At 60.4% G+C, this 21609-nt stretch carries 19 protein-coding genes; 10 read left to right on the top strand and 9 right to left on the bottom strand.

Translation table 11 applies throughout. The features are described 5' to 3' along the window. Nucleotides 1–143 precede the first annotated feature (143 nt). Together P8K07_16455 and P8K07_16450 are read left to right on the top strand one after the other, a co-directional pair. A complete protein-coding gene (locus tag P8K07_16455) occupies nt 144–1241 on the top strand; it encodes a phosphotransferase (GenBank protein MDG1960118.1) in 1098 nt (365 codons plus the stop codon). 190 nt (nt 1242–1431) lie between these two features. Beyond that, complete coding sequence (locus tag P8K07_16450; protein ID MDG1960117.1) at nt 1432–2583, top strand: PQQ-dependent sugar dehydrogenase; 1152 nt, start codon at nt 1432–1434, stop codon at nt 2581–2583. Between the two features lie 85 nt (nt 2584–2668). Here the strand turns inward: P8K07_16450 and P8K07_16445 are convergent, their stop codons facing one another. Next, a complete protein-coding gene (locus P8K07_16445; GenBank protein ID MDG1960116.1) occupies nt 2669–3166 on the bottom strand; it encodes a hypothetical protein in 498 nt (165 codons plus the stop codon). 178 nt (nt 3167–3344) lie between these two features. Between P8K07_16445 and P8K07_16440 the strand changes: the two genes are divergently transcribed. The 3 genes from P8K07_16440 to P8K07_16430 all read left to right on the top strand — a co-directional run bounded on the left by P8K07_16440 (nt 3345) and on the right by P8K07_16430 (nt 8045). Beyond that, complete coding sequence (locus P8K07_16440; protein ID MDG1960115.1) at nt 3345–4880, top strand: amidase; 1536 nt, start codon at nt 3345–3347, stop codon at nt 4878–4880. Between the two features lie 251 nt (nt 4881–5131). Continuing rightward, a complete protein-coding gene (locus P8K07_16435; GenBank protein MDG1960114.1) occupies nt 5132–6007 on the top strand; it encodes a sulfurtransferase in 876 nt (291 codons plus the stop codon). A gap of 91 nt (nt 6008–6098) precedes the next feature. Further along, the gene (locus P8K07_16430; GenBank protein ID MDG1960113.1) at nt 6099–8045 is read left to right on the top strand and encodes a DUF3604 domain-containing protein; all 1947 of its coding nucleotides are present in this window, start codon (nt 6099–6101) and stop codon (nt 8043–8045) included. Between the two features lie 161 nt (nt 8046–8206). On the opposite strand, the gene P8K07_16425 is transcribed toward P8K07_16430, so the two are convergent. The 3 genes from P8K07_16425 to P8K07_16415 all read right to left on the bottom strand — a co-directional run bounded on the left by P8K07_16425 (nt 8207) and on the right by P8K07_16415 (nt 13031). Then, nucleotides 8207–8632 (bottom strand): nuclear transport factor 2 family protein, encoded by a 426-nt coding sequence (locus tag P8K07_16425; GenBank protein ID MDG1960112.1) that lies wholly within the window; start codon nt 8630–8632, stop codon nt 8207–8209. A gap of 102 nt (nt 8633–8734) precedes the next feature. After that, nucleotides 8735–11539 carry a CotH kinase family protein gene (locus P8K07_16420; protein ID MDG1960111.1) on the bottom strand — a complete coding sequence of 935 codons (2805 nt, stop codon included), beginning with the start codon at nt 11537–11539 and terminating at the stop codon, nt 8735–8737. A gap of 280 nt (nt 11540–11819) precedes the next feature. Continuing rightward, complete coding sequence (locus tag P8K07_16415; GenBank protein MDG1960110.1) at nt 11820–13031, bottom strand: DUF362 domain-containing protein; 1212 nt, start codon at nt 13029–13031, stop codon at nt 11820–11822. Between the two features lie 266 nt (nt 13032–13297). Between P8K07_16415 and P8K07_16410 the strand changes: the two genes are divergently transcribed. Genes P8K07_16410 through P8K07_16400 form a run of 3 tightly spaced genes read left to right on the top strand, consistent with a single transcriptional unit; the run spans nt 13298 to nt 15624 of the window. After that, nucleotides 13298–13897, top strand: coding sequence for a TetR/AcrR family transcriptional regulator (locus tag P8K07_16410; GenBank protein ID MDG1960109.1), 600 nt, complete (start codon nt 13298–13300; stop codon nt 13895–13897). A gap of 58 nt (nt 13898–13955) precedes the next feature. After that, nucleotides 13956–14969 carry a fumarylacetoacetate hydrolase family protein gene (locus P8K07_16405; protein MDG1960108.1) on the top strand — a complete coding sequence of 338 codons (1014 nt, stop codon included), beginning with the start codon at nt 13956–13958 and terminating at the stop codon, nt 14967–14969. A 1-nt stretch (nt 14970) separates the two neighbouring features. Next, complete coding sequence (locus P8K07_16400; protein ID MDG1960107.1) at nt 14971–15624, top strand: VOC family protein; 654 nt, start codon at nt 14971–14973, stop codon at nt 15622–15624. A gap of 123 nt (nt 15625–15747) precedes the next feature. On the opposite strand, the gene P8K07_16395 is transcribed toward P8K07_16400, so the two are convergent. The 5 genes from P8K07_16395 to P8K07_16375 form a co-directional block, all read right to left on the bottom strand. After that, entirely contained in the window at nt 15748–16635 is an 888-nt protein-coding gene (locus tag P8K07_16395; protein MDG1960106.1) for an alpha/beta fold hydrolase, read from the bottom strand. Between the two features lie 45 nt (nt 16636–16680). Continuing rightward, nucleotides 16681–17343 (bottom strand): HAD hydrolase-like protein, encoded by a 663-nt coding sequence (locus P8K07_16390; GenBank protein ID MDG1960105.1) that lies wholly within the window; start codon nt 17341–17343, stop codon nt 16681–16683. A gap of 48 nt (nt 17344–17391) precedes the next feature. Continuing rightward, complete coding sequence (locus P8K07_16385; protein ID MDG1960104.1) at nt 17392–18459, bottom strand: dihydrodipicolinate reductase; 1068 nt, start codon at nt 18457–18459, stop codon at nt 17392–17394. A gap of 130 nt (nt 18460–18589) precedes the next feature. Further along, on the bottom strand, nt 18590–18733 hold the full coding sequence (locus P8K07_16380) for a hypothetical protein (protein MDG1960103.1): 144 nt from the start codon (nt 18731–18733) through the stop codon (nt 18590–18592). 72 nt (nt 18734–18805) lie between these two features. Continuing rightward, entirely contained in the window at nt 18806–19582 is a 777-nt protein-coding gene (locus P8K07_16375; GenBank protein ID MDG1960102.1) for an acetoacetate decarboxylase family protein, read from the bottom strand. On the opposite strand from P8K07_16375, the gene P8K07_16370 reads away from it, so the two are divergent. Beyond that, the gene (locus P8K07_16370; protein ID MDG1960101.1) at nt 19581–19775 is read left to right on the top strand and encodes a hypothetical protein; all 195 of its coding nucleotides are present in this window, start codon (nt 19581–19583) and stop codon (nt 19773–19775) included. The two genes, P8K07_16375 and P8K07_16370, sit on opposite strands and share 2 nt — an antisense overlap. A gap of 123 nt (nt 19776–19898) precedes the next feature. Beyond that, on the top strand, nt 19899–21416 hold the full coding sequence (locus tag P8K07_16365; protein ID MDG1960100.1) for a glycosyltransferase family 39 protein: 1518 nt from the start codon (nt 19899–19901) through the stop codon (nt 21414–21416). Nucleotides 21417–21609 lie beyond the last annotated feature (193 nt).

The raw sequence follows: 21609 nt of genomic DNA, 5'->3' as shown, positions 1-21609 counted from the left end.
CGCTCAGGCTGTTGGGCTCAAACAGAAGCCATGAACTCCTCGATATTGCTCGACGAGACCGTCCAGCCCGGCCGCCGAAGCCGTCTCGTCGCCGGCAAAACCCGCGTCGCTGTTAAAACACCCGACTATCGAATCACCTCACCATGTCATCGCATCCGGACATAGTATTCCCGGCCGATGTCGCCGACCTCGACAAGGAGGTCCTGACCCGGGCAATCTCGGCTCGGATTCCGGGCGTGGTCGTGGAAGATTTCCAGATCCTCACGACAAAATATGCCGGCGAAGGCGTTGCCTCTACCGCCGACCGCGTTGTGCTCGAGCTGGTCTATGCCGCAGGGGCACCATCGGACTTGCCCACGCGGTTGATCCTGAAGACCATGCTGGTCGGCCCCCATGCCCCGCCCGAGATGTACGAGACCGAGGTGCGTTTCTACGGCGAGATCCAGCCCGAAATCCAAATGGAAACGCCACTTTCCTTTGGCGCCCAATTCAGTGGCGAGGCCGGAAATTTCGGCATCCTGATGGAAGACCTCGAGCGGCGCGGTGCGCGCTTTCCCAAGGCCACCGAAACCGTGAGCCTCAGCGAGGTGAAATCGCTGTTGGGACAACTGGCACGACTGCATGCTCATTTCTGGCGCAGCAACCGATTTGCCACCGATCTGCAGTGGATCCCCACACCGCTTGCGGGCGGCATGCAGACCATTTTCACAAATTTTGGCTACGAGTTCGTACAGAGCCAGGTCGACATGCATCCCTTCAAACAGGAACTGATCGCCCCGCTCGGGCGTTCGGTCCGCCAACTTTGGGATTCCCTGACAATCGTCCGTGAAGAACAGGCCAGCCTGCCAGCGACTGTGCTGCACGGCGACACGCATATCGGCAACACCTACCTTCTGCCCAACGAACGCGGTGGGTTTCTGGACTGGCAGTTAATGACTCGTGGCTGCTTTGCCGCAGACATCACCTATTTAATGGTCACAGCACTCCCGACCGAAGTGCGCCGGACGCATCAAACCGACCTGGTGCGCTTCTATCTCGATGCCTTGCGGGAGCATGGCGCCGATCCGGTGCCGTCCTTCGAGGAGGCTTGGCTGCTCTGTCGCAAAGCCTCTCTATGGGGCCTGGTGATCGGCTGGCTGATCTGCCCGCCCGCAAACTATGGGGAAGAAGTCACGGCAAAAAATATCGAGCGGACCGCGACCGCCGTGGCCGATCTCGACGCGCTCGCTGCGATCGGCTGATCGCATAATCCCCGCAAGGGTGCGCTCGATCCCTTCAGAAGAAACCCCCTTGCAACCCATGGCCGGCCGGACCTTCCTCCCATCCCCCGATTCAGTCCGGCCGGGAAAGCTGGCAACCGGCGCCGTCTTGCGATTAGCTGAAGGTATGGGACATTCTTCGGTTCACGGATTGGCGACAGGGATCTTGGCAATGGCACTCCTGGGAGGCTGCTCGGGCAATAGTGCGGAACCGCAACCCGAACCCGCGCCGGTCCCGCTGGACTATAGCTGCCAACTGATCGAAGAAGGTTTCGGCCCTCAGGGGCAAGTGGATATCGATGTCGAGGTCGCGGTATCCGGTCTCGAGATCCCCTGGTCGATCGGCTTTCTCCCCGATGGGAGCTGGCTGGTTACCGAACGCGGAGGTGATGTACGCCGCATCGATCCTCAGGGCGTACTCGACCCACAGCCAGTGATCACGGTTCCGGCTGCGCGCGCCGGAGAAGGCGGCCTTCTAGGGCTGGCGATCCACCCCGAATTCTCGGAAAACAACTACTTCTATCTCTTCTACACAGGGACCGACGATGGTGAGCTCAACAACCGCATCGAGCGCTACATTCTCGCGGAAGATGGCCGGCAAGCTGCTCTGGATCGAACGATTCTCGAAGGCATGCCCGCCAACCGTTACCACGATGGCGGACGTCTGCGCTTCGGGTCCGACGGGATGCTCTACGCCACCATGGGCGACGCCGGCGTCCCCGACCTCGCGCCGGATCCCGCCAGTTTGGCCGGCAAGGTGCTGCGCATCGATCCGGACGGCGGTATCCCCGAGGACAACCCCTTCCCCGATAGCGCGGCCTGGTTGATTGGCGTGCGCAATAGTCAGGGAATCGACTGGCGGGAGGACGGGCGGATGGTTCTGGTCGACCATGGCCCCAGTTTCGAGTTCGGACTCCGCGGTCTGGACGAAATCAATATTGCCGATGCCGGCGAAAACCTCGGATGGCCAGCGATCACCGGCTGCGAGACCGGACCCGGCCTCGCAGCGCCTTCCATGAGCTGGAAGGAAGCCATGCCCCCCGGCGGTCTGGCCATCTACACCGGGGACGAGATCCCACAGTGGAAGGGGGATGCTTTGATCGGCGTACTCGGATTCGGCGGGGCCACCGGTCATCTGCACCGAATTCGTCTCGACGCCGTCGGCAATGTGACGCTCTCCGAGGTCTACCTGCTGGGCGAATATGGGCGGCTCCGCGATGTGATCATGGGGCCCGATGGCGGCCTGTACGTAACCACCAGCAATTGCGACGGACGCGGCGACTGCCCGGAAAACAAGGATGTGATCCTGCGCATCGGCCGCTGATGAATATATCGCTTTTGTCGCGGAACAGGAAAAAAACTACTCGGACAGCCTCGGGGACAGCAGCACAGTCCCCGAGGCCCACCGATCAATTTTTCAATGCTGGAGGCAGCGGCCCCGGCGGCGGTAGTTTCGGATTGGCCGGTGCATGGTCGGGAATCCCCGCAAACAGGCCGTCGAGATAATCCTCGACCCGCACCTCGTCCCATCCTCCCCCACGCATCCGATAGCCGCTGCTGGGTTGATCGAAAATCAGCCACCAACCATAAACACTGAGCCACCGGAAATACGGGTTTCCCTCCTCGCAGTTCTGCGAATGGCGGCGCATCAAATGGACCGCCGTCTTGGCATTGTCATAGTCACCCGCAAGACGCATATACGTCATGCATCCGTGTTTCCGAGTCAGATGGTGCAAAGCCCGGCCCATCACGGCGATCAACAACAGCGCGTCCTCGTCCAGATCGGGGAGCCGCGGTCGCAAACTTTCCACGCTTGCACTCAAGTCATCCAGCTCGCGCCAATGCGCAACCCGGTCCTTGGCAGCCCGCGGGTCAAAGCTGACCCAATCATCTGCATATCTCGACATTTCTTCTCTCCTTGCGTCCCTGGAGCGGGCCGCCGGAAAGAAATCCGAGTGCGCCGCCCATCATTCGATGCGGATGCATCGTTCCGGAGGAATCCACCGTGCTCCGCGCCCTGCGCGCGGTCCGGTTGGCGATCCGTCAACGCCCTCCGTGGGCTCGAGATCCTCTTGATGAGTTGGCGTGATTTTAGAGACACGCATTGCCGTGCGCAATCCTCAGGGCGCGTATTTCACCGTCTGCGTTTCGCCAACTGTGGAACCCGAACCGAATCGATCCTATAGAAGTTTCATGGTCGACGAGTCCATCCTGAACAGTTCGCCCGCAGATCTGGTGCGCGACATCACCTCTCGCAGTCGGACCTGCAGCGAAGTCCTCGAGGCCTTCCTTGCCAGAATTGAGGCGGTCAACCCTGCGATCAACGCCATCTGCACACTGGATGAAAGCGGTGCCCGGGAGCAGGCAGCGCTGCTGGATGCAGCACTGAGTCGCGGCGAACAACCCGGTCCACTCTTTGGTCTACCGATCGCGATCAAGGATCTGGTCGAAACCCGCGGCCTGCGCACAACCCAGGGATCGCCACTGCTGAGCGATTGGGTTCCCGATCACGACCAGCTCTTTGTCACGCGCCTGCGCGACGCCGGCGCCATCGTGATCGGAAAAACCAATACCCCGGAGTTCGGCGCCGGTTCCCAAACCTTCAATCCGATTTTCGGGGCCACCCGTAATCCCTACGACCTTTCCCGAACGGTCGGCGGCAGCAGCGGTGGTGCTGCCGCGGCATTGGCTTCGCGAATGCTACCGATCGCGGATGGCAGCGACTTCGGTGGTTCGTTGCGCAACCCGGCCAGCTTCTGCAACGTGGTCGGTTTTCGTGTTTCACCGGGAGTCGTTCCCGCCTATCCCAAGCGCGCCCTCTACGAAGACCTCGCGGTCCTCGGCCCCATGGGGCGCGAGACCACCGACGTCGCCCTGCTCCTGTCGGTCATGGCAGGAGCCGACCCTCGGGATCCGCTCTCGAATGCCGCCCCTGCATTCGACTTTCGCGAGGATCTGCGAGCAGATTTCCGAGGCCGACGGATCGCCTGGTCGCCGGATCTCGGTTTCCTCCCGGTGGAGAGAGAAGTTCGCGATGTGCTCGCAAAATCCGTCGAGACCTTTGCCGACCTCGACTGCCAAGTCGAAGAGGCCGCCCCGGATCTGCGCGGCGCCGAGGAGGTCTTCCTGACCTTGCGCTCGGCCCGGTTCGTCGGGGCCTTCGCCTCGGTTCCGGAAGAAGCGCGGCCCATGCTCAAAGATACGATTCGCTGGAACATCGATCAGGGAATCAACCTGACCCCGGTCGAGATCGCCGCGGCCGAGGCGCGTCGTGCCGATCTTTACCAGGGACTTTTGGAGTTTTTCACAAACTTCGATTTTCTGGCTCTGCCCGCGGTACAGGTCGCGCCCTTTGCGGTCGAAACCGAGTGGGTCGAAGAGATCGAGGGGCAAAGGCTGGAGAACTATCTCCAATGGATGCAATCGTGCTGCGTGATCTCGCTGATGCCCGTACCCGCCCTGTCGGTCCCCGGAGGCTTCACCGAATCCGGCCTCCCTGTCGGACTGCAGTTGGTGGGCCGCCCTCGCGGCGACTGGGAACTCCTGCAATTGGCCCACGCGTTCGAGCAAGCCACGCGTTTTTTCGACAGACGGCCGGCTACGCCCGAACCGCAAATCTGAGCCAACGGCAAGAAACGTCAGGGGCCCGGGAAGCAGCTCTCTCCATCGAGCACTCCTGACCCTGTTCCGGCCAATGACCATCCTGGCAAGCGAAGCCGGTTGCTTCCGGCGCCACACGGATGTTCCTTCGGAACGAAATCGTTTCGGCTTTACACCGAGTCCTCAATCGAGCATTCCTGAAGAAACGCCGGTCAGCAGAGCAGGACCAACCGAGAGTGCGACCCGAGAAAAGATCAGGAGTACATTTCAAGATGTTCAGACGAAAACTCGCAACTAATTGGGTCCTTGCGATCACCATGCTGGCGCTCGGCGGGCTTGGCTGCGGAGACTCGCAGCCTTCCTTCATCGTGGACGGCGCCTGGCTTGAATCAAGGTTGAACGATCCCGACGTGCGCATTCTCGACGCCCGATTCGTGAGTCAGGAATTCGAGGAGGCTCATATCCCCGGCGCCCAACGTCTCGAACCCTACCAGATCGCTTCGACGATCGATGGTATCCCGGCACAGGTAACCCCGCGCACCATGGCCGCACCTCTCCTGGAAGGCCTCGGGCTCCGACCCGAAGACACGATCGTCGTCTATGGCCTGGCGCCTGAATACGACCCGGCACGCGTGGTTTGGGCGTTGCGCTATTACGGATACCCCGATGTGCGTTACCTCGATGGCGGATGGAGCCAATGGCAGGCCGAAGCGCGCCCCACGGTGTCAGGCCCCGCTTCGGTCGTCGGCGGCGGCACCCTGCCAGCTTCCATCGATGAAAACTTGCGGGTGGGTGGCGAATGGATTCTGGAACAACTCGGGCCAGCCCCGTATCTGGATACGCAAATCCAGATTATCGATGCGCGCTCTCCCGGCGAATATCTGGCGGGTCGGATCCCGACCGCGATCGACCGACGCTGGTCGATCAATCTGAACGAAGGCTTGGTTTTGCCCGAATCTGATTTGCAGGAACTCTATGCCGGCCTCGACAAGCAAAAAACGACCGTAGTGTACTGCCTCGCAGGCTGGCGAGCCTCGCTAAGCTGGATTGTGCTCAAGTCTCTCGGATTCAGGGACGTGCGCGTCTATGACGGATCCTGGTTCGAATGGGGCCCTCCCAGCCCCTTTCCGATCGAAACAACCGGATAACCAGCGCGTAGTTTCGGGGCACCGGGAGCCCCGGAGGGACGCGACGCCCTCACGGGTTGCTTTCTGCAGCGGATTGGCTCTAATCCGGGCGATGGAATCGCCTTTATCTCGAAAAATCCTTGGACCGCTTGGCGCCGCAGGCTGGCTGAAATCCTCGCGGAAACAAGGGAAACTGCACCTTTTGCTTGCTGCAGCTCTCGGAACGGTGGTTTTCAATTCAGCGCTTGTCTCATCGGCATGGGCGGGTGCCCCCCCGATCGACCGCAAGGTCTATTTCGGAGACACCCATGCTCACTCCGCGTATTCGAGTGACGCGTTCGGATTCGGCAATCGACTCCCCCCCGACACCGCCTATCGACTTGCACGCGGAGATAAGGTGAAGCACGTAGGCAACTACAGCGTGCAACTGAAATCCCCGCTGGATTTCTTCATGCTTACGGACCACGCCGAAATGATCGGCATTGCACAAATTGCGAGTGATCCCTCGACCACTTTGTATCAGACATCTTTGGGCGAAGATCTTCGCGACCCCGACCAGAAGGCAGGCGGTGCGCGGTTTCTGAATGCCTTGCAAACAGCTGCCGGAAGCGGTGTCGCCCCCGATGGCTACAGCAATGAATCGACCCGCACGATCTGGCAGGCCCTGATCGAATTGGCGGAGTTATACAACGACCCCGGGCACTTCACGACCTTTGCCGCGTTTGAGTGGAGCTCGATGCCCAATGGCGAGAACCTGCATCGGAACGTTATTTTCCGGGATGCCCAAAAGGTGCCCGACCTCCCCTTTTCGGCCATGGACTCCACCAAGCCGGAAGATCTATGGACCTATCTGGAAAAACAGCGTGCTCGCGGCAACGACAATCTGGCGATTCCGCATAATGGCAATATGAGCAATGGCAGGATGTTCCAGCCCGTGGACTCGTGGGGTGCGCCGATCTCGGCCGAATATGCGATGAGACGCATGGAAAACGAGCCACTTTTCGAGATGATGCAGCTCAAGGGCACCTCAGAGACGATGCCCAGCTTCGCCCCCGAAGATGAGTTTGCCGACTTCGAGTTACTGCCCTTCAGTCTCTACACATGGCAAAGAGTCGAACAGCAGAAGACCTCCTATGTGCGGGAAGCCTACAAGTCCGGGCTTCGCTTTCAGGAAACGATCGGCGCGAACCCCTTCAAGTTCGGTCTTGAAGGCGGTGGCGACGATCACGGATCGACGCACACCTGGGAGGAGTTCAATTACCATGGCGGGCATGCGGTACTCGATTCTACGCCGAAGGATCGCATGACGGGTACGATTCCGCTCGAAGGCGCCGCCAAAAACCTGAACGCTCGACTGTCCGCAGGTGGCATCACGGGGGTTTGGGCTGATGGCAATAATCGCGAGGCTATTTTTACGGCCATGCGACGCAAGGAAACTTTTGCTTCCTCCGGCGTGAAAATCGCGCCACGTTTTTTTGCGGGATGGGATTTTCCGCCGGACCTGACGGCACAAACAAATTGGGTCCGGAAGGCCTACGCAACCGGCGTCCCCATGGGGGGCGATCTCGAACCCCAATCCGCGCAACAGGCCACCTCCACGAGTCCTTCCTTCGCGGTCTCGGCTCTTCGGGATCCGAATAGTGCTCCGCTACAACGCATCCAGATCATCAAGGGTTGGACCAAGAACGGCGAAATGATGGAGAAAGTCTATGACGTTGCCTGCTCTGATGGCGCCAAGGTCGATCCGAACACACATCGCTGCCCCGCCAACGGGGCTGAGGTCGATTTGAAGACTTGCGCAATTTCAAGCGATAAAGGATCGGCCGCACTCGCCGCCACCTGGAAAGATCCGGATTTCGATCCTTCGCTGCCAGCCTTCTACTATGTGCGTGTTCTTGAAAATCCGGTCTGCCGGTGGAGCACGCGAGATGCGATTGCCCTCGGAGTTCCCCCTCCCGACGTCGTCGCACCCGTAATTCAGGAGCGCGTATGGACTAGTCCGATCTGGTACACCCCCTCTCGAGAAAAACTGGCTGGTCGCAAGCTCGCGCGGCAATAGTCATCGTCACCTTATTGCCATCCGACATAGGCGGGCCATCACGAATCACACCGGTGCAACAATGCCGGACAGCATTCCCGGACAAAGGCTCCGAACACCGACAGGGACTGGGCAGGAGGGGGTCGAACGCGAAGCTCAGCAACGCTTGTGTTCCTTTGAATTCATTGCGCGAATTTGCCGCCGGCCGCCAGCCAGGCCTCCATGACGGACTGAGCCTCACGCGGATTATAGAGGTCTTCCTGATAGGACCACTCGCCGTTACCAGCGTAGCCGAGGATGGTGACGCAGCCGAATCGATAGACGTCCCCCTGGCCCCGCGGATCGGGCATGACTTGCGCGGGATAATAGACCACTCGATCTCCATCGATCACGTGCCATTCAACCGGGAACTGCATCATCGGCACTGGCTTCATGACCTCGAGAATTGCCTTGCGAATCGCTTCGCGGCCTTCGAAAGTACCTAGATGGTGCTCGACCCAGATCCCGTCGGTCGTATGTAAATCCGCCCAGGCGTTCCAGTCCCCGCTATCCCCCGTCTTGATAAAATGCAGGTAGGCCTCTTCCACCTCGGATCGTGTGTATGGCATCTCTTCCTCTCGAACGTTCGGCGACCTGCCCCTGTCCTGCCAGCCTGTGGCAGAGCCGCGGGGCGACCGGATGCAAACACGCTCCCGAAACCCCGCCGCAGTCTAGGGACAGATCTTTTCGTCACAATATTGCTTGCGCACCGCCTGGAAGCGCTCGGCATCGTGCCCTTCGATAAAGCAGCCTGTCGTTCCGTCGGCTCCCACCATCCCATCCAACGTGGTCGCGCAAGTATCCAGAGAGGTGAGCGTCCCGGCATCGCAGCCGCTGCGCTCGAGCTTGGCGCGCGCCTTGATCCCACCGCGAGCGATTTCGGCGGCGGCCCGGTACTCGCTGGAACACTCGGCTGAGGAGACCAGCGGCCGGCTCCCTTCCTTGTCCAGGAACAGGTCTTTGCCGGCATTACTGCTATCTCGGCATTTCTGGACGGCCTTCATTGTCTTTGTCGCGTAGGCCAGACCGGCCCGAGCCAGTCCCGATTGACATTTGCGTGCCGCACTATCGTCCGGAGGGTTCGCTCCAAATTCGTAGGCAACCATGGCGTCGGCGCGGTCGAGATGATCGTCGAGGAGGCAGCCGGCGAGACCGTCCACAGTGATCAGCGCGTTCACACTATTTGCGCAAGTCGCGAGCTTCGCCACGATCGGGTTGGTGCACTTGGCCGCGATCTTCTTGCGAGACTTTATGGCCAGCTTCGTTGTGGACTGCGACACACGAAGCTCCTCGCCGCAGTCTTCCGGGTCGGTGAGTACGGTCACCCCGTCCGCCAACGTCAACCCAACCCCCTTGCCCAGCAATTCGCGACACCGACGCATATCGATCATGCGTTTTTTCACCAAACCGAGGCCTGCCTTGGCAATCGCTTCCTGGCACTTCTCATCCTCGCGTTCAAAATCACAAACCGGACATTCCACTTGCGATCCAAAATTAGTGCCGCCGAAACAGGGGCGTGGCTCTCCGGGGTTCCCTCGCGAGGGCGGCCCCCCGGCGAATTCTGCGACGAACCTTGCCTCACGCGTGGTCACAAAATTCCTGATCTTGGCCGTATGGGCGCTGATATCACCGGTAAAAGGTGTAATGAGAGCCTCCATACGATCGATCTCGGCAAGCAATTCAGCTTCGTCCCAGATGGTATCGAAGAGCGATTGCATTCTTGTCTGGTATGCCGAGGCGACGGTCCCCTTGCCGTAGAGGCGCCAGGCAAGTCGTCCTTCCCACCAAATGAGCGGTGCTACCTCCTCGTTTCCACCGAAAGGATTTCCCCGACCGAATGTATCGTCAGTCCCCCAGGGTATAAACCGGAACAAACCGGTAGCGGGATCCACGTACATATAATTGTTGTTGCGATCCCCGGCGTAGCCGTCCCAGTGCCCGACCAATGCCTCGGTCGTCCAAAAGGTCAGGAACTCGTCGACATCCAGAAGGTCCCCAAGATCTGTCAGCAGGTCGTCGCTCGAAGCGTTGGTGACCGTGTCGGCAAGTCGCCAGATGTCGGCCGTGTCGTTGGTGTCCTCGTTGTTTTTGATTTCGTAGAATCCGACAGAGTCGGTTTCGAGGTCTGCCAGCGCGGCCGCCTCGTACAAGTTTCCGTCGGCGCTACCGAAAGAACGTCGCAAAAAGGCACTCTTGAGTGACTCGACATGTGCGTAAATGCCGAGATCCACGGTGCCGTTCTCATGAGTCACCTGGACACGCGCAAAATTACATCTCGGGGCCGGGACTCCGGCATCCGTGAAAACTTTGTAGGAGAGACACGTTTTGATGCGAGACGGGTCCTGATTGCCGTTATTGAGAGTCAGGCGCTTGAGGCCGAAGAGTCTCTGGTCATCCTCGAATTCCGAAAACTTCAACTTCAGCGACGGCCTTTGCGAATTGACCGAACCGAGAAAGCCTTTTTTGCGCACGCCGATATTGGTGATGGTAACGCCATTGATGGTGGCGTCGGCGGGAAAGAACTCGAAAGGCGACTCAGCCGGCGCTTTGGGACACGTCGCGGGGAAAAGCTCGTTCAAAGGCCGCGGCTCCAGGCGGAGTGCATTCCAATCGGCCTGACTCATGAAGACCTCGACCTGCATCAAAACTTCAGGATCAAAGGGATCCTCGACAGCGCAACCCTCCGCGGGGAGCCCCGGTCCAGCCGGCGATCCCTGATCGGCATCGCAAGCATCGCCAAACCCGTCCTCGTCCGTATCTACCTGATCGATATTCGCCGCTTCCGGGCAATTGTCCGCACAGTCGGCCCAGCCGTCGAAGTCCAGATCACCAACCGGGAGGCCGATGCGTAGTGCAGAGAAGTCTTGTGTCTCGCCTCCGCCCACAACATTGGCAGCCCCGAACGTGCTCGACGTGCCATCGTCATAGTCCGGTGAGGTAGCGGTAACCCCGGCGCTCGGATCGGCCTCGAGAGCACCGACCTCGCGACTGCTGACCCCCGAAGGCGCATTGACGCCCTCGCCATTGGGTCCGAAGACCAACAAACCGCTGTCGTTGCGAATCTCGAACGTGGTATCGTCATGCGAAACGGCAAATGGCGTTGCACTGATGTAGGTGCCCGACCCCGCCGACCCCGCCGTCAACTGAATCCCCCAGTCGCCGGCGTCCGGATCGTAGCTGGCGTCTTCGAACAGGTCCTCTGCAATCGTGATGATGGTTCCGGCCTGGAGGGTGGCGAGAAGCGGGTCTTGTGAAAAGGTCAGAGTTGCCAGCGTCGACCCGCCGTCATCGTCGATGAGAATCTGCCAGCCACGAACATCGAGGATCTCTGCGGTAACAACCAATTCGAACCAGTTGCCACCGTTGCCGACGATCCGTCCCAGAAAAACGTCGGCCGCCTGCTCCCCGTCGTCATCCTCGATCTCGTCGCCGCCGTTGAGGTAGCGGTCATCGCGCACGCCATTATATTCGTTCACGAAGAGCGGCGCCGCCTCAGCTTGGCCCGCACCGAAACATAGAACGAAAAGCGCCAGAAATAGCCTAGCGCTCGCACTCCTGCTACCGGGGGCGCGCAGAGGGCCTCCCTCCGAAAAAGCATGAAGAATCAATCGCCTGAATTCAGAAATCGATCGAGGAACCATCTCTTTTTCTACAGCCCCGGCCGCAAATCCGTCAAGCCAAATCCTGCCGGCGCCGCCCCCGCTTCCAGTCTCGTTTTCCTTGCGAGACACATCCCATGGAAGGAAGCGGACTGGCTCAACTCAACTGGGTTGCTGCCTCGAGCCTTGCCTGAAGTTCCGCGGGCACATCGTGATCCGCTGCCGCCAGTTCCAGGTCCGGAACACCGCCGTTCATCCGGAACCCCTCGCGGAGCACACGATCATCCCAGACCGAGTCGAGGTCGTAGCGTTCAAGCGTCTCGGCTGACAGAAAGCCCGAAAGTCCCCCGCCAAGAATGTAGGTCACGCCGCGGTTGATCAGATTGACCGCCAGACCGTTCTGGTTCGGATCATCAAGGAAGCCCTCGCGTGCGGAACGCGGCGTTGCTCTTTGCTGGTTTTCGATCAACCACGCCAGAGAGACCATGTCGTGCGCGAGTACGGATGTCGATGCATAGACCAGCCCGACCTCGGGTTCCGCGATAAAGCCCTGATCCGGACCGAAGGTGGTCAGGACCTTGGTGCCACTCGACAGGACCAGCCGCTGCTTGTCGAGGAGACTCGGGACGGAATTGGCTTCGGCTGTCTTCCGTGAAAAGGAGCCGGCATCGTGGTGGTATTCCAGCCGCGAATCGGTACGCCACCAACCAACGGCGGCCTTGAGTCCAAGGGTGCTTCCGGCGAGCACATGCCGAGCACATCGCGGCATCAACACGATATGGTCAACCCGATCGACGACCTCGGGCATCAGGATCTCGCCGCGCCAATCCGGTCCCTGGCGCGGCCTCTCCGGGACAAACCCATCCCAACCGGCTTCCTCGAAGGCAACAACTTCCGCGCCAGCCTCCTCGGCCGCCTGCAGAAGGCCGGCACTCTTCATCAGCGATCGCGTACTTCCGGTGAGCGAATCCTTCTGGAAGCGAACAAACTGAACGCCCGACATGTCCCCGACCAGAACCCGGCCGGCACCCTTCTCCTTGAGGAGCAGGATCATTGCATGCAGAGCTGCGGGATCGGTGGTGGCCGGGAAGGTATTGCCGGAATTGCAGACGGGTTTGATCAGAACCGAATCACCGCGGCTCAGCCATGCGAAATCGGTCGCCTCCTCGGCCGCACGGCGGACCGCCGTCGCGACATTGCCCGAAGCCTCACCGGCTCGAGACGCCGCCAGAGAGACCCGCGCGCTACCAGCAGACGAAAGCGGCGCCGGTTTTGGACCGGACGCCGCGGCGTTGCCGACACGACTCGAGAACGCGAGGGCCGCGATGCCGGCACCCGCAACCTTATGAAATCCTCTTCGGGAAACCATGCGCCCGACTATAGCAGCGGGGGAAACGGCTAAACAGGGAAACAACGCGCAACCAAAGCGGAACCAACGAAAGCGAACACCGGTTGGAATATCCACAGACCCCACCCGTCGCCCCTTGACGAAAAGCGCCCTCCGATACTAATACTGGTGAAGTGAACAGGATTATTTCAAATCCCGAGAATGAGCCAGAAGCCCAAAATCTGTCGGTTTCACAAACCGATCGGAGACAATCCGGGCGCAAACGTCGCGTTCAGGCGCGAACGCTCGTGTCACGCGAGCGCATCGAGGGTGCTGCGCTGGTGGCGTTCTCCGAAGCTGGGTTCCATGGGGCGAGCACCCGCGACATTGCGAGCCGTGCCGGTGTCACCCAACAACTCGTGACCTATCATTATTCGAGCAAGCTCGATCTTTGGAAAGCCGCTGCCGAACGGGGCTTCGGAGAACTGCAGACGCGATTGGCGGGACGGCTCGAGGGGCTCGGTGACGTCGATGAGAGCACACGTGCGGGACTCTTGTTGGGCGACTTCATCCGTTTCAGTGCAGACCACCCGGAGATGCCTCGCTTCATGCTCCAGGAGGGAGGATGCCCGGGCGAGCGCTTGCACTGGCTGGTCGACAATCACGTGCGGCCGATGTTCGAGGGCTTGCGCGACCAGTTGCAACGCCTCCAGGCAACGGGTGCAGCTGTGGCAGGCAATCCCGCCCTTCTGACATTCATGGCCATGACGGCAGCGGGCCTTTTCGCGCAAGCTGCCGAATTCGAACTTCTTTCGGGGCGGGACCCACGCTCTCCCGAGGTCGTTGAAGAGTATGCGGACCTTCTCGGCAGCATTCTGATCCCCGGCGCGACGCCATCGGAGCCGTGAACAAGGCAGATCAGCGTTCCCTGCGGGGTTCCCGCTAGAGACCCGGAGAGACAACGACATGAAACTGACAACTTTCACAACACCCGGACAGGCAGCGATGCCGGGAGTTCTTCTGGGAGATGGAAGCCGTCTCGCCCAGCTCCCCGAAGCGTATTGCGCAACGACGGGCGCGGCGACAGCTCCGCCCGAGCTCGCAAGTCTGCAATCCCTGATCGAAGCCGGGGAAGCCGCTCTCGACAAGGTCCGCGATCTCGCCGAAAAAGTCGATGCCACCGGCGAACAACGCGGCGTGCACGAACTCGGCTCGGTGCGCCTTCATGCACCCTTGCCGCGCCCCGTCCGAATGCGCTGCTTCAGCGTCTACGAAAAACACATGCGTCAATCTGTCGATGCCCTCGTCCAGGCGCGGCTCGGGCGCGTGGGAGCTGCTCTCAACGGAATCGTTGGCTTCGTAAAGATCCCCGGTGAGTTCTATGAGGCGCCAGCCTACTACAAGGGAAACCCCCTCAGCGTCATCGGACCCGAGGACGAAGTCCCCTGGCCCACCTTCCGGGAAACCAAACTCGACTACGAACTCGAACTCGGCCTCGTGATCGGCCGCGCGGGCCAGGACATCAGCGAAAGCGCCGCAAGGGAACATATTTTCGGCTACACGGTGTATAACGACTTTTCTGCTCGCGACCGCCTGCTCCGAGAGATGCGCGGCGGCGCGCTGGGTCCGCGCAAGGGAAAAGACTTCGAGGGAGGCAACGCGATGGGCCCCTGGATCGTGACCGCCGATGAAATCCCGGACCCGACATCGCTGCGGATGGAAGTCCGGGTAAACGGCCAGACTCATGGCGTGGGGAACACGGCAGACATGTATCACTCGCTCGAGAGCATGCTCGCCGAGGCATCTGCGGGCGAACGCCTGTGCCCGGGGGAGTTCTTCGGGACCGGGGCCGTCGGGGACGGGACAGGTATCGAACATTGGCGATTCCTGGAACCGGGCGACGAGGTTGAACTCGAGATCGAGCGGATTGGCGTTCTGCGCAACCGCATCGGCCCACGCACACCCCAAAGGACAGACTGAGATGATCGCGCCGAAAGCACTTCCCAAGCCGGCCCGCGAGCGCGGCCGGATCGCACCAATCCGACTCGCCCACGCGGTGATGCGCACCAGTCGCTACGACGCGATGGTGCAATGGTACAAGACGGTACTCGAAGCCGAGACGGTTTTCGCCAACGATCAGGTCACCTTCCTCACCTACGATGAGGAACACCACCGTATCGCGATCGCGAATATGCCCGGCTTGTTCACTCGGCCCGGCTTTCTGGCGGCAGTCGATCATGTGGCCTTCACGTACGAGAGTCTCGGCGAGCTCGTTCACACATACCGAAGGCTCAAAGCCACCGATATTTTGCCGCGATGGTGCATCAATCACGGTGGCACAACCTCGATGTACTACGGCGATCCGGACGGGAACTACGTCGAGCTTCAAGTCGACAACTTCACAACCGCTGAAGCGTTGAGTGCGTTTTTGCATGGGCCCGACTTCGCGACCAATCCGATCGGGGTAGACTTTGACCCCGAGGAGCTATGCGCACGACATGACGCAGGCGTATCCCATGAGGAACTGGTTCGCTGGCCCGAGGTTGCCCCGCGCGGTCCCGAAACCATGCCCGTATCGTATCTGGGACGGCTACACGCCACGCTGGCTCGACTCGGAGCGCGGCGGCCGCGGTAGACCCTGCAGCCACTGCAGCCGCGCCGCAACCGCGACAGCTTGGTCCGATGCCGGCACCTGGTGTTGCATCCACCTGCCGGGAGCGGCACGACTCCGGTTGTACCCTGCTGGGCGGGGCGTGGGTCAGGTCTGCCCACCAAGCCAGTCGAGAAGCAATCGATTGAACTCATCGGGCTTTTCTTGGTGCGCGAAATGCCCGGCTCCCTCGATCCTCTCCCGCCGCAGGCCCCGGGGATAAAGCGCTGGGTCGAGATAGTCGAACAGACGCGTCTCCATGCACCCATCAAGTGCACCGGTGACCGCCATGGTCGGCACATGCGTCTGGGCACGGGTCAGCTCTCGGACTCGTTTCGAATCCTCCAGAAATGGGTTGAGCATCGCACGGTAGTAGGCCAGAGCCGACCACCGCACACCCGGCTGGTGGAACGTCTGCTTCAGGGAAGCCATCGCCTCGGGCTCCCAGGCCCAACCCGGCGACCAATCCCGCCAAAGCTTCTCGATAAACGCGAAGTCGTTTCGCGCAACGATCCAGTCTGCCAGTCCGCGCAGCTGGAAGAAGACCATATACCAGGAGTTGCGGATCTGCCCCGGATGATTGCGGATGCCATCCTCCACCGCCTGAAAATTCGCGATCGCCACCGAAGTGTAGGACCGAAAGAGCGATGGCTCGAGCAAACACGCCAGCGCACCGGCGACCGCACCCCAATCGTGCCCGACAAGATGCAGCGGACGGCCATCGCCCAGAACACGCGCCCACTGCACCACATCATGCGCAAGCCGCATCGGATGATAGGCCGCAACATCGCGTCCGGGCTGCGACGAAGGCTCGTAGCCGCGCATCATCGGTGCCACGGCGCGATAGCCATTGTCGGCCAGCATGGGGAGTTGATGGCGGAAGGACTCGTAGTGGTCGGGGAATCCATGCAAGCAAAGGACCGGATCGCCGTCGCCTGCCGCGAGCGCACGGAAACGAAGGCCGTTTGCTTCGAGTTCGATCGTTTCGTCTGCCATTCGCAACTCCTACCTGCTTTACCGGGTGCGAGCACGCCGGATCCTTCAGCTTCCCTCCACAAGAGAAGCCACCAAATCGCGCGGGCGCGCGGCAAATCGAGTCGCGCCGGCCTGCTCAAGTTCTTTACGAGAACCGTACCCGTAGAGGACTCCCAGAAAAGGCATTTCGTTATGAAGGGCGCCCACCGCGTCAGCACCTCGGTCCCCCACCATCATCGCTTCTGCCGCAACGACACGCTCTGTCGCCAGAGCATGCCAGAGCAACTCGCGCTTGTCGGTTCTGGTGCCGTCAAGATTCGAGCCATAGGACTTCTCAAAATACGCCACGAGATCAAAGTGCTCGAGGATCCGATCCACGTAGACTTTCGGCTTGCTGGAAGCGACAAAGAGTCTCAGGTCGCACTCCAGAAGTGAGGATAATGCCGCAGGAATCCCGGGGTAGACTTGATTCTCGAAGAGCCCGACATCACCGAACCGCTCTCGATAGAGATCCACACCCTGCCCGGCGCGCTCGACACCGACCAGTTTCTCGAAACTGTCGATCAGAGGCGGGCCGATGCACCACTCGAGCGCATCCTGCCCGGGAACAGGCTCACCCAGCCGCTCGAGCGCGTACTGGATACAACCGGTAATCCCGGGCTTCGGATCGGTCAGAGTTCCATCAAGGTCGAAGAAAACGACACTCGGTGCTCGGGGGGAAGTCGGCATGGGGTCGGCGCGCGGTCGGCGCGCGGTCGGCATGGGGCGCCGCTCCGCTCAGCGCTCGGTGTGCGTCCCCATGCGACCGGCGATCAGATTCAGGTCAAGATAGGTCTTCATGCCCGGGTTCGGCGCGTCGCAGACCAGCGGGACAGCATTCACACAATGGAAACCGGTGGTCTGGATTCCCTGCGCGGTACGCTCCTTTTGCTCAGACGCATCAATCTGCACGTCGAAGATGAGGTTCACATCACCCTCGATGCGAATTCGCCAGCCCGAGTCCCGCGGAATATCGAGCTTGGACTCCAATCGGGTCTGGTGGAGATCATCCATGAACCAGATCTGCTCCTCGACAATCTCGGTTCCCTCACGGGTCTGAGCGACGTGCCGGCTGCGGTTCAGAGCGATCGTCCCCTTCTCGATGACCCCGGCTGCGGTATCGATATCCTGGTTGGCCAGAACATACTCGTTGTCGCTTTCATAGTCGATGATCTCGCAACCGAGCCCCTCGGCGATCATGTCGATCGGCTCATACCAGCTGTTTGCCAGCAAGGCCTGAATGGGATTGTCCTTGGCCGTCTCCGGTGTCTTGCCCAGATTCATGACCTCACGGATAACCGGCTCTGATGCGTAGTCGCGGCAGTCTCCGTATTCGGTGATCGTGATCCGGTCGATACGGTTGCACCATCCGCTGAAGGTCAGTGGAAACCGCTCGGCGATGCCGCCGGGGTTGCAGCCCGACGCGTGCAGGTTCACGCCACCCGTGCGACATGCCTTTTCGATCTGCGCGGTGACTTCCGGGTTTTGCTTCCAGGGGAACCAATAGGGGCAAGGCGTGATCACGTGTTTGCCGGACTCGAGGATCCGACACATCTCGTCGAGATCCCATGGCATCGGACAGTAGATCACGCAGTCCGCATCAGCCGTGAGGATCGCATCGACATCCTGAGTGGCCAGCACACCGGTCGCGGGGAGACCGACGAGTTCGCCGGCGTCCCGGCCGGTCTTCTCATCACTATAGACCTTAACCCCGGCCAACTCGAGCTGCGGGTGTTCGATGATGCGTTTCAACGCAGCACTGCCAACGACTCCCGTTGCCCACTCAATCACGCGGTATTTCTTCACGATGCTTCCTCCTGAAATCGCCGCCACCGAAACACATCGGTGGTCGGCTCAAAACAGCTCTGATAAAAGTTCTTTTGCCCCAGACTGGTGCCGACCGTCAACTCCCGACCAGGCGGCCGGAAGTTCTTTTTCAGATCAACGACTCGCTGGCGCGCACACCATCCCCTCGAACCGGGATCGCTCCATGACCGCGATCCACCATCGCAGCCGAACCAGTGACAAACGAGGCGTCTTCGGGAAGAAGGAACGCGAACCCATCGGCGATCCCGGCCATGCTCGCGGGGTCCCAAACCCGATCAAAAAAAATCGAATGAGCGAATCGCTCCCTTCGCCATCGAACAGGCCTCTAGCTTCGGGGCCGGGGGCCACCACCGCTACCCGGCCAGCGCGAACTCCCGATCGTGTCGACAAACGGCCAGAAACCGTCGGGGTCCAGCTTGCCTTCCATGGTGATATCGCGCGATGTCGGCATGGCCGTCGAGAGCCAGGCGCTCGCCTCGCCGTGGTTCGGCAAAAGCTCGGCGATCGGATCCCAGGGGCTTTCCAACAGACGCAGCTCCCCTTCGACCGTATCGCGGTGGATGGGCTGGTAATCCGTCTTCACTTGTACGATATGCGGTGGGAAATCGTAAGCTTTCTCCGCGCCGCCTACAGCGCGCGAAACCTTGATCCACCACTCCCGCTCGACCTGCTCGGCCGGCAACTGCGCCTCGCCAACGGTTTTCCCGCGGTACTCAAGAAAAGTATATCCCTGATGCGAACAACGAGCGCGTACGGAATCGCCGAGACGGAAGAACTCGATATCGCACGGATATTTCGGCTGCCCGTTCATATCCTTGCTGATATAGATCGCTGACTCCTGATCAATCCCGTAGCCCAGCGTGTACATACCAGGCGTGCCCTCATAGTCCGCATCGACCGCGATCACGATGCCGAATTCCGGCTCGTCGGGGACCGGATAGCAATAGATCGAGAGGTGCACGTTCGAGGTGGCGCTCGGCTCCAGACCGGGCGGAAGCAGAGCTGCGATATTCTCTTTTGCCGTCGGGTAGTCGATCTTGAGAACCGGCCAGCCAAGAATATCGCCGGGGTTGCTTCGAAGGTCCTTCTCTTCTGCCTGCATGGGCTCTAGCTATCCTGCGGAGACAACCCTGGTCAACGGGATCGAGGCGTTATCCGTCGAGGAGCCCGCCATGGGCGACCTCGCCAGCCGCGAAGGATCGCTCGACATCGATCCGGCGCGAAATACAACAACAAAAGTTCGGCGGGACAAGCCGCACCGCTGCGAAGCCAAAGGAGGCCCGGCATCATGTTGAGTTGACCGTCAAGTTCATTCGAGCGAGGATCCACCTGCGATGGCCACCGATATCCAAATACCTTGGCGCAGAAAGCGGAGGTGGCAAGTCACGGGCCTTGTCGGGGCTTTCGCGATTTTAGAGATGGCCGCGCTGTGGATTCTCTCACCCCATACTTTGAACTTTCCCGATGCTTTCCATTACGCAGAGATGGGGCGTCAACTCTATCGCGGGGAAGGCTTCACCTCTCTACAAACCTACCCCTACATACTCTCCTGGTACGAGAGTCATGGCGTTCCTCTGACGCCACCGTGGCCCAATGTGGCCCGCTTTCCCCTAATCACGATTCTATATGCCGCAGTCTTTCATCTCACCGGCCCGACCGTCGAGGGGGTGCTCCTGACGGGTGCCATCGGGTTTGTCTTTTTGGCGCTCGGCGTTACCGCCCTGGGGGCCCGACTTTTTTCACCCGTGGCCGGGCTGATCGCGGGCCTCGCCGTTTGTTGTAACTCTTGGTTGATTTTTTTCGTATTCTCCGGGCTACTAGAGACTTGGGCCGCCGCCCTTATCGTTGCGGTCGCATGGGCACTGCTCTCCGCACACCGCAGCCTGCAGCAATCCGTATTGCTGGGGCTGTTGCTCGCTCTGTCCTTCCTGCTGCGGTACGACCTGCTCGTGCTGGTCCCTGCAGCCTTCGTCTCGTTGGCTTTTTCGCACAGGCGAGTCCTCTGGCGATCCACCCTCGGCATCGTATTCGGTTTCTCCGCACTGGTCCTGCCTTGGGTCGGACGGAACCTGACCGTGACTGGTGAGCCGGTGGCTATGCTCTCGATCGACCGGAATCTTTTCCGAGCGTCCGAAATGGGCACCGACCCCTATGCAAGCCGGCTTACGTCGTCATTCCTTGACCAGTTGATCGAGAATATCGGCATGATCTCCGGGAAGCTGTCGTCCTGGACCTACGCTTTTCAAAGGCCGGAATTGTTTGCCGGAGAAGGCCATCTTTGGATTGCCCTCGCGGCCGCAGCCTCGATCTTCTGGGTCGGAAAGCATCGCAGGCGACAGGTTTGGATTTTCTTGGCGTCCTCCTACGGGCTCCGAGTGCTGCTGCTCTCTCTGATGCACCATGAACGACGTTTCTATTCGAGCTTTGTCCCGATGGTGTTGTTGTTGGGTATCGGCGGATTGTGGGTGCTGCTGGTCGAGCAGGCATTGCCGATGGTGGAACGCTTGCGAGGACACCACACCTCGCTCGCCGCGAGGCGATTTGCGACACGCGCGGTGCTTTGCGTGGCCGCTGTCTATTTCCTGGCAGGAATGGCCGACTATGCGCGTCTGGGCCGCATTGCGCTCGGCGCAGATTTTTCAGAAGGGATTCTCACGCAGGAAGCAAAGCGTCGTGAACTAAGGAAGGCCCTACCCGATTCGGGAATTGTGGCGACCTCGGCAACCGAGATCGTATCCTGGGAGGCCGGGCTCCCGGCGGTGAAGGTTCGCGCGAACCGAGATCTGCGCGAACTCCTCAACAGTGATCTCAAGATCGAAGCGCTCTACTACCCTGAAACAGCGACACCATGGCTACTTTTGCTCGAAATTGACGAGCAGTTCGAACCCGGCCCCATCCTCTCGAATCAGAAGCGGGTCTGGAAACGCATCCCGTAAAAGGCCTCCAACCCGCTCCCGGCATCGGTCCGGCTCCAGCGAAAATATCAGGGGCGGTGTGCGCAATCATGGCCTGGAATCGAAATCCCGGATGAATGTCGTTTCCGATTCCGGGAGGAGGCCGCTCCCACAAGACGACGGAGTCGGCCTCCCTGTTCAGGGCCGCACAGGCAGCGGCCAGACACCTGCAGGA

It is taken from the genome of Candidatus Binatia bacterium, assembly GCA_029248525.1.
Classification (GTDB): Bacteria; Desulfobacterota; Binatia; order UBA12015; family UBA12015; genus UBA12015.
This window is presented reverse-complemented; position numbering and strand designations above follow the sequence as displayed.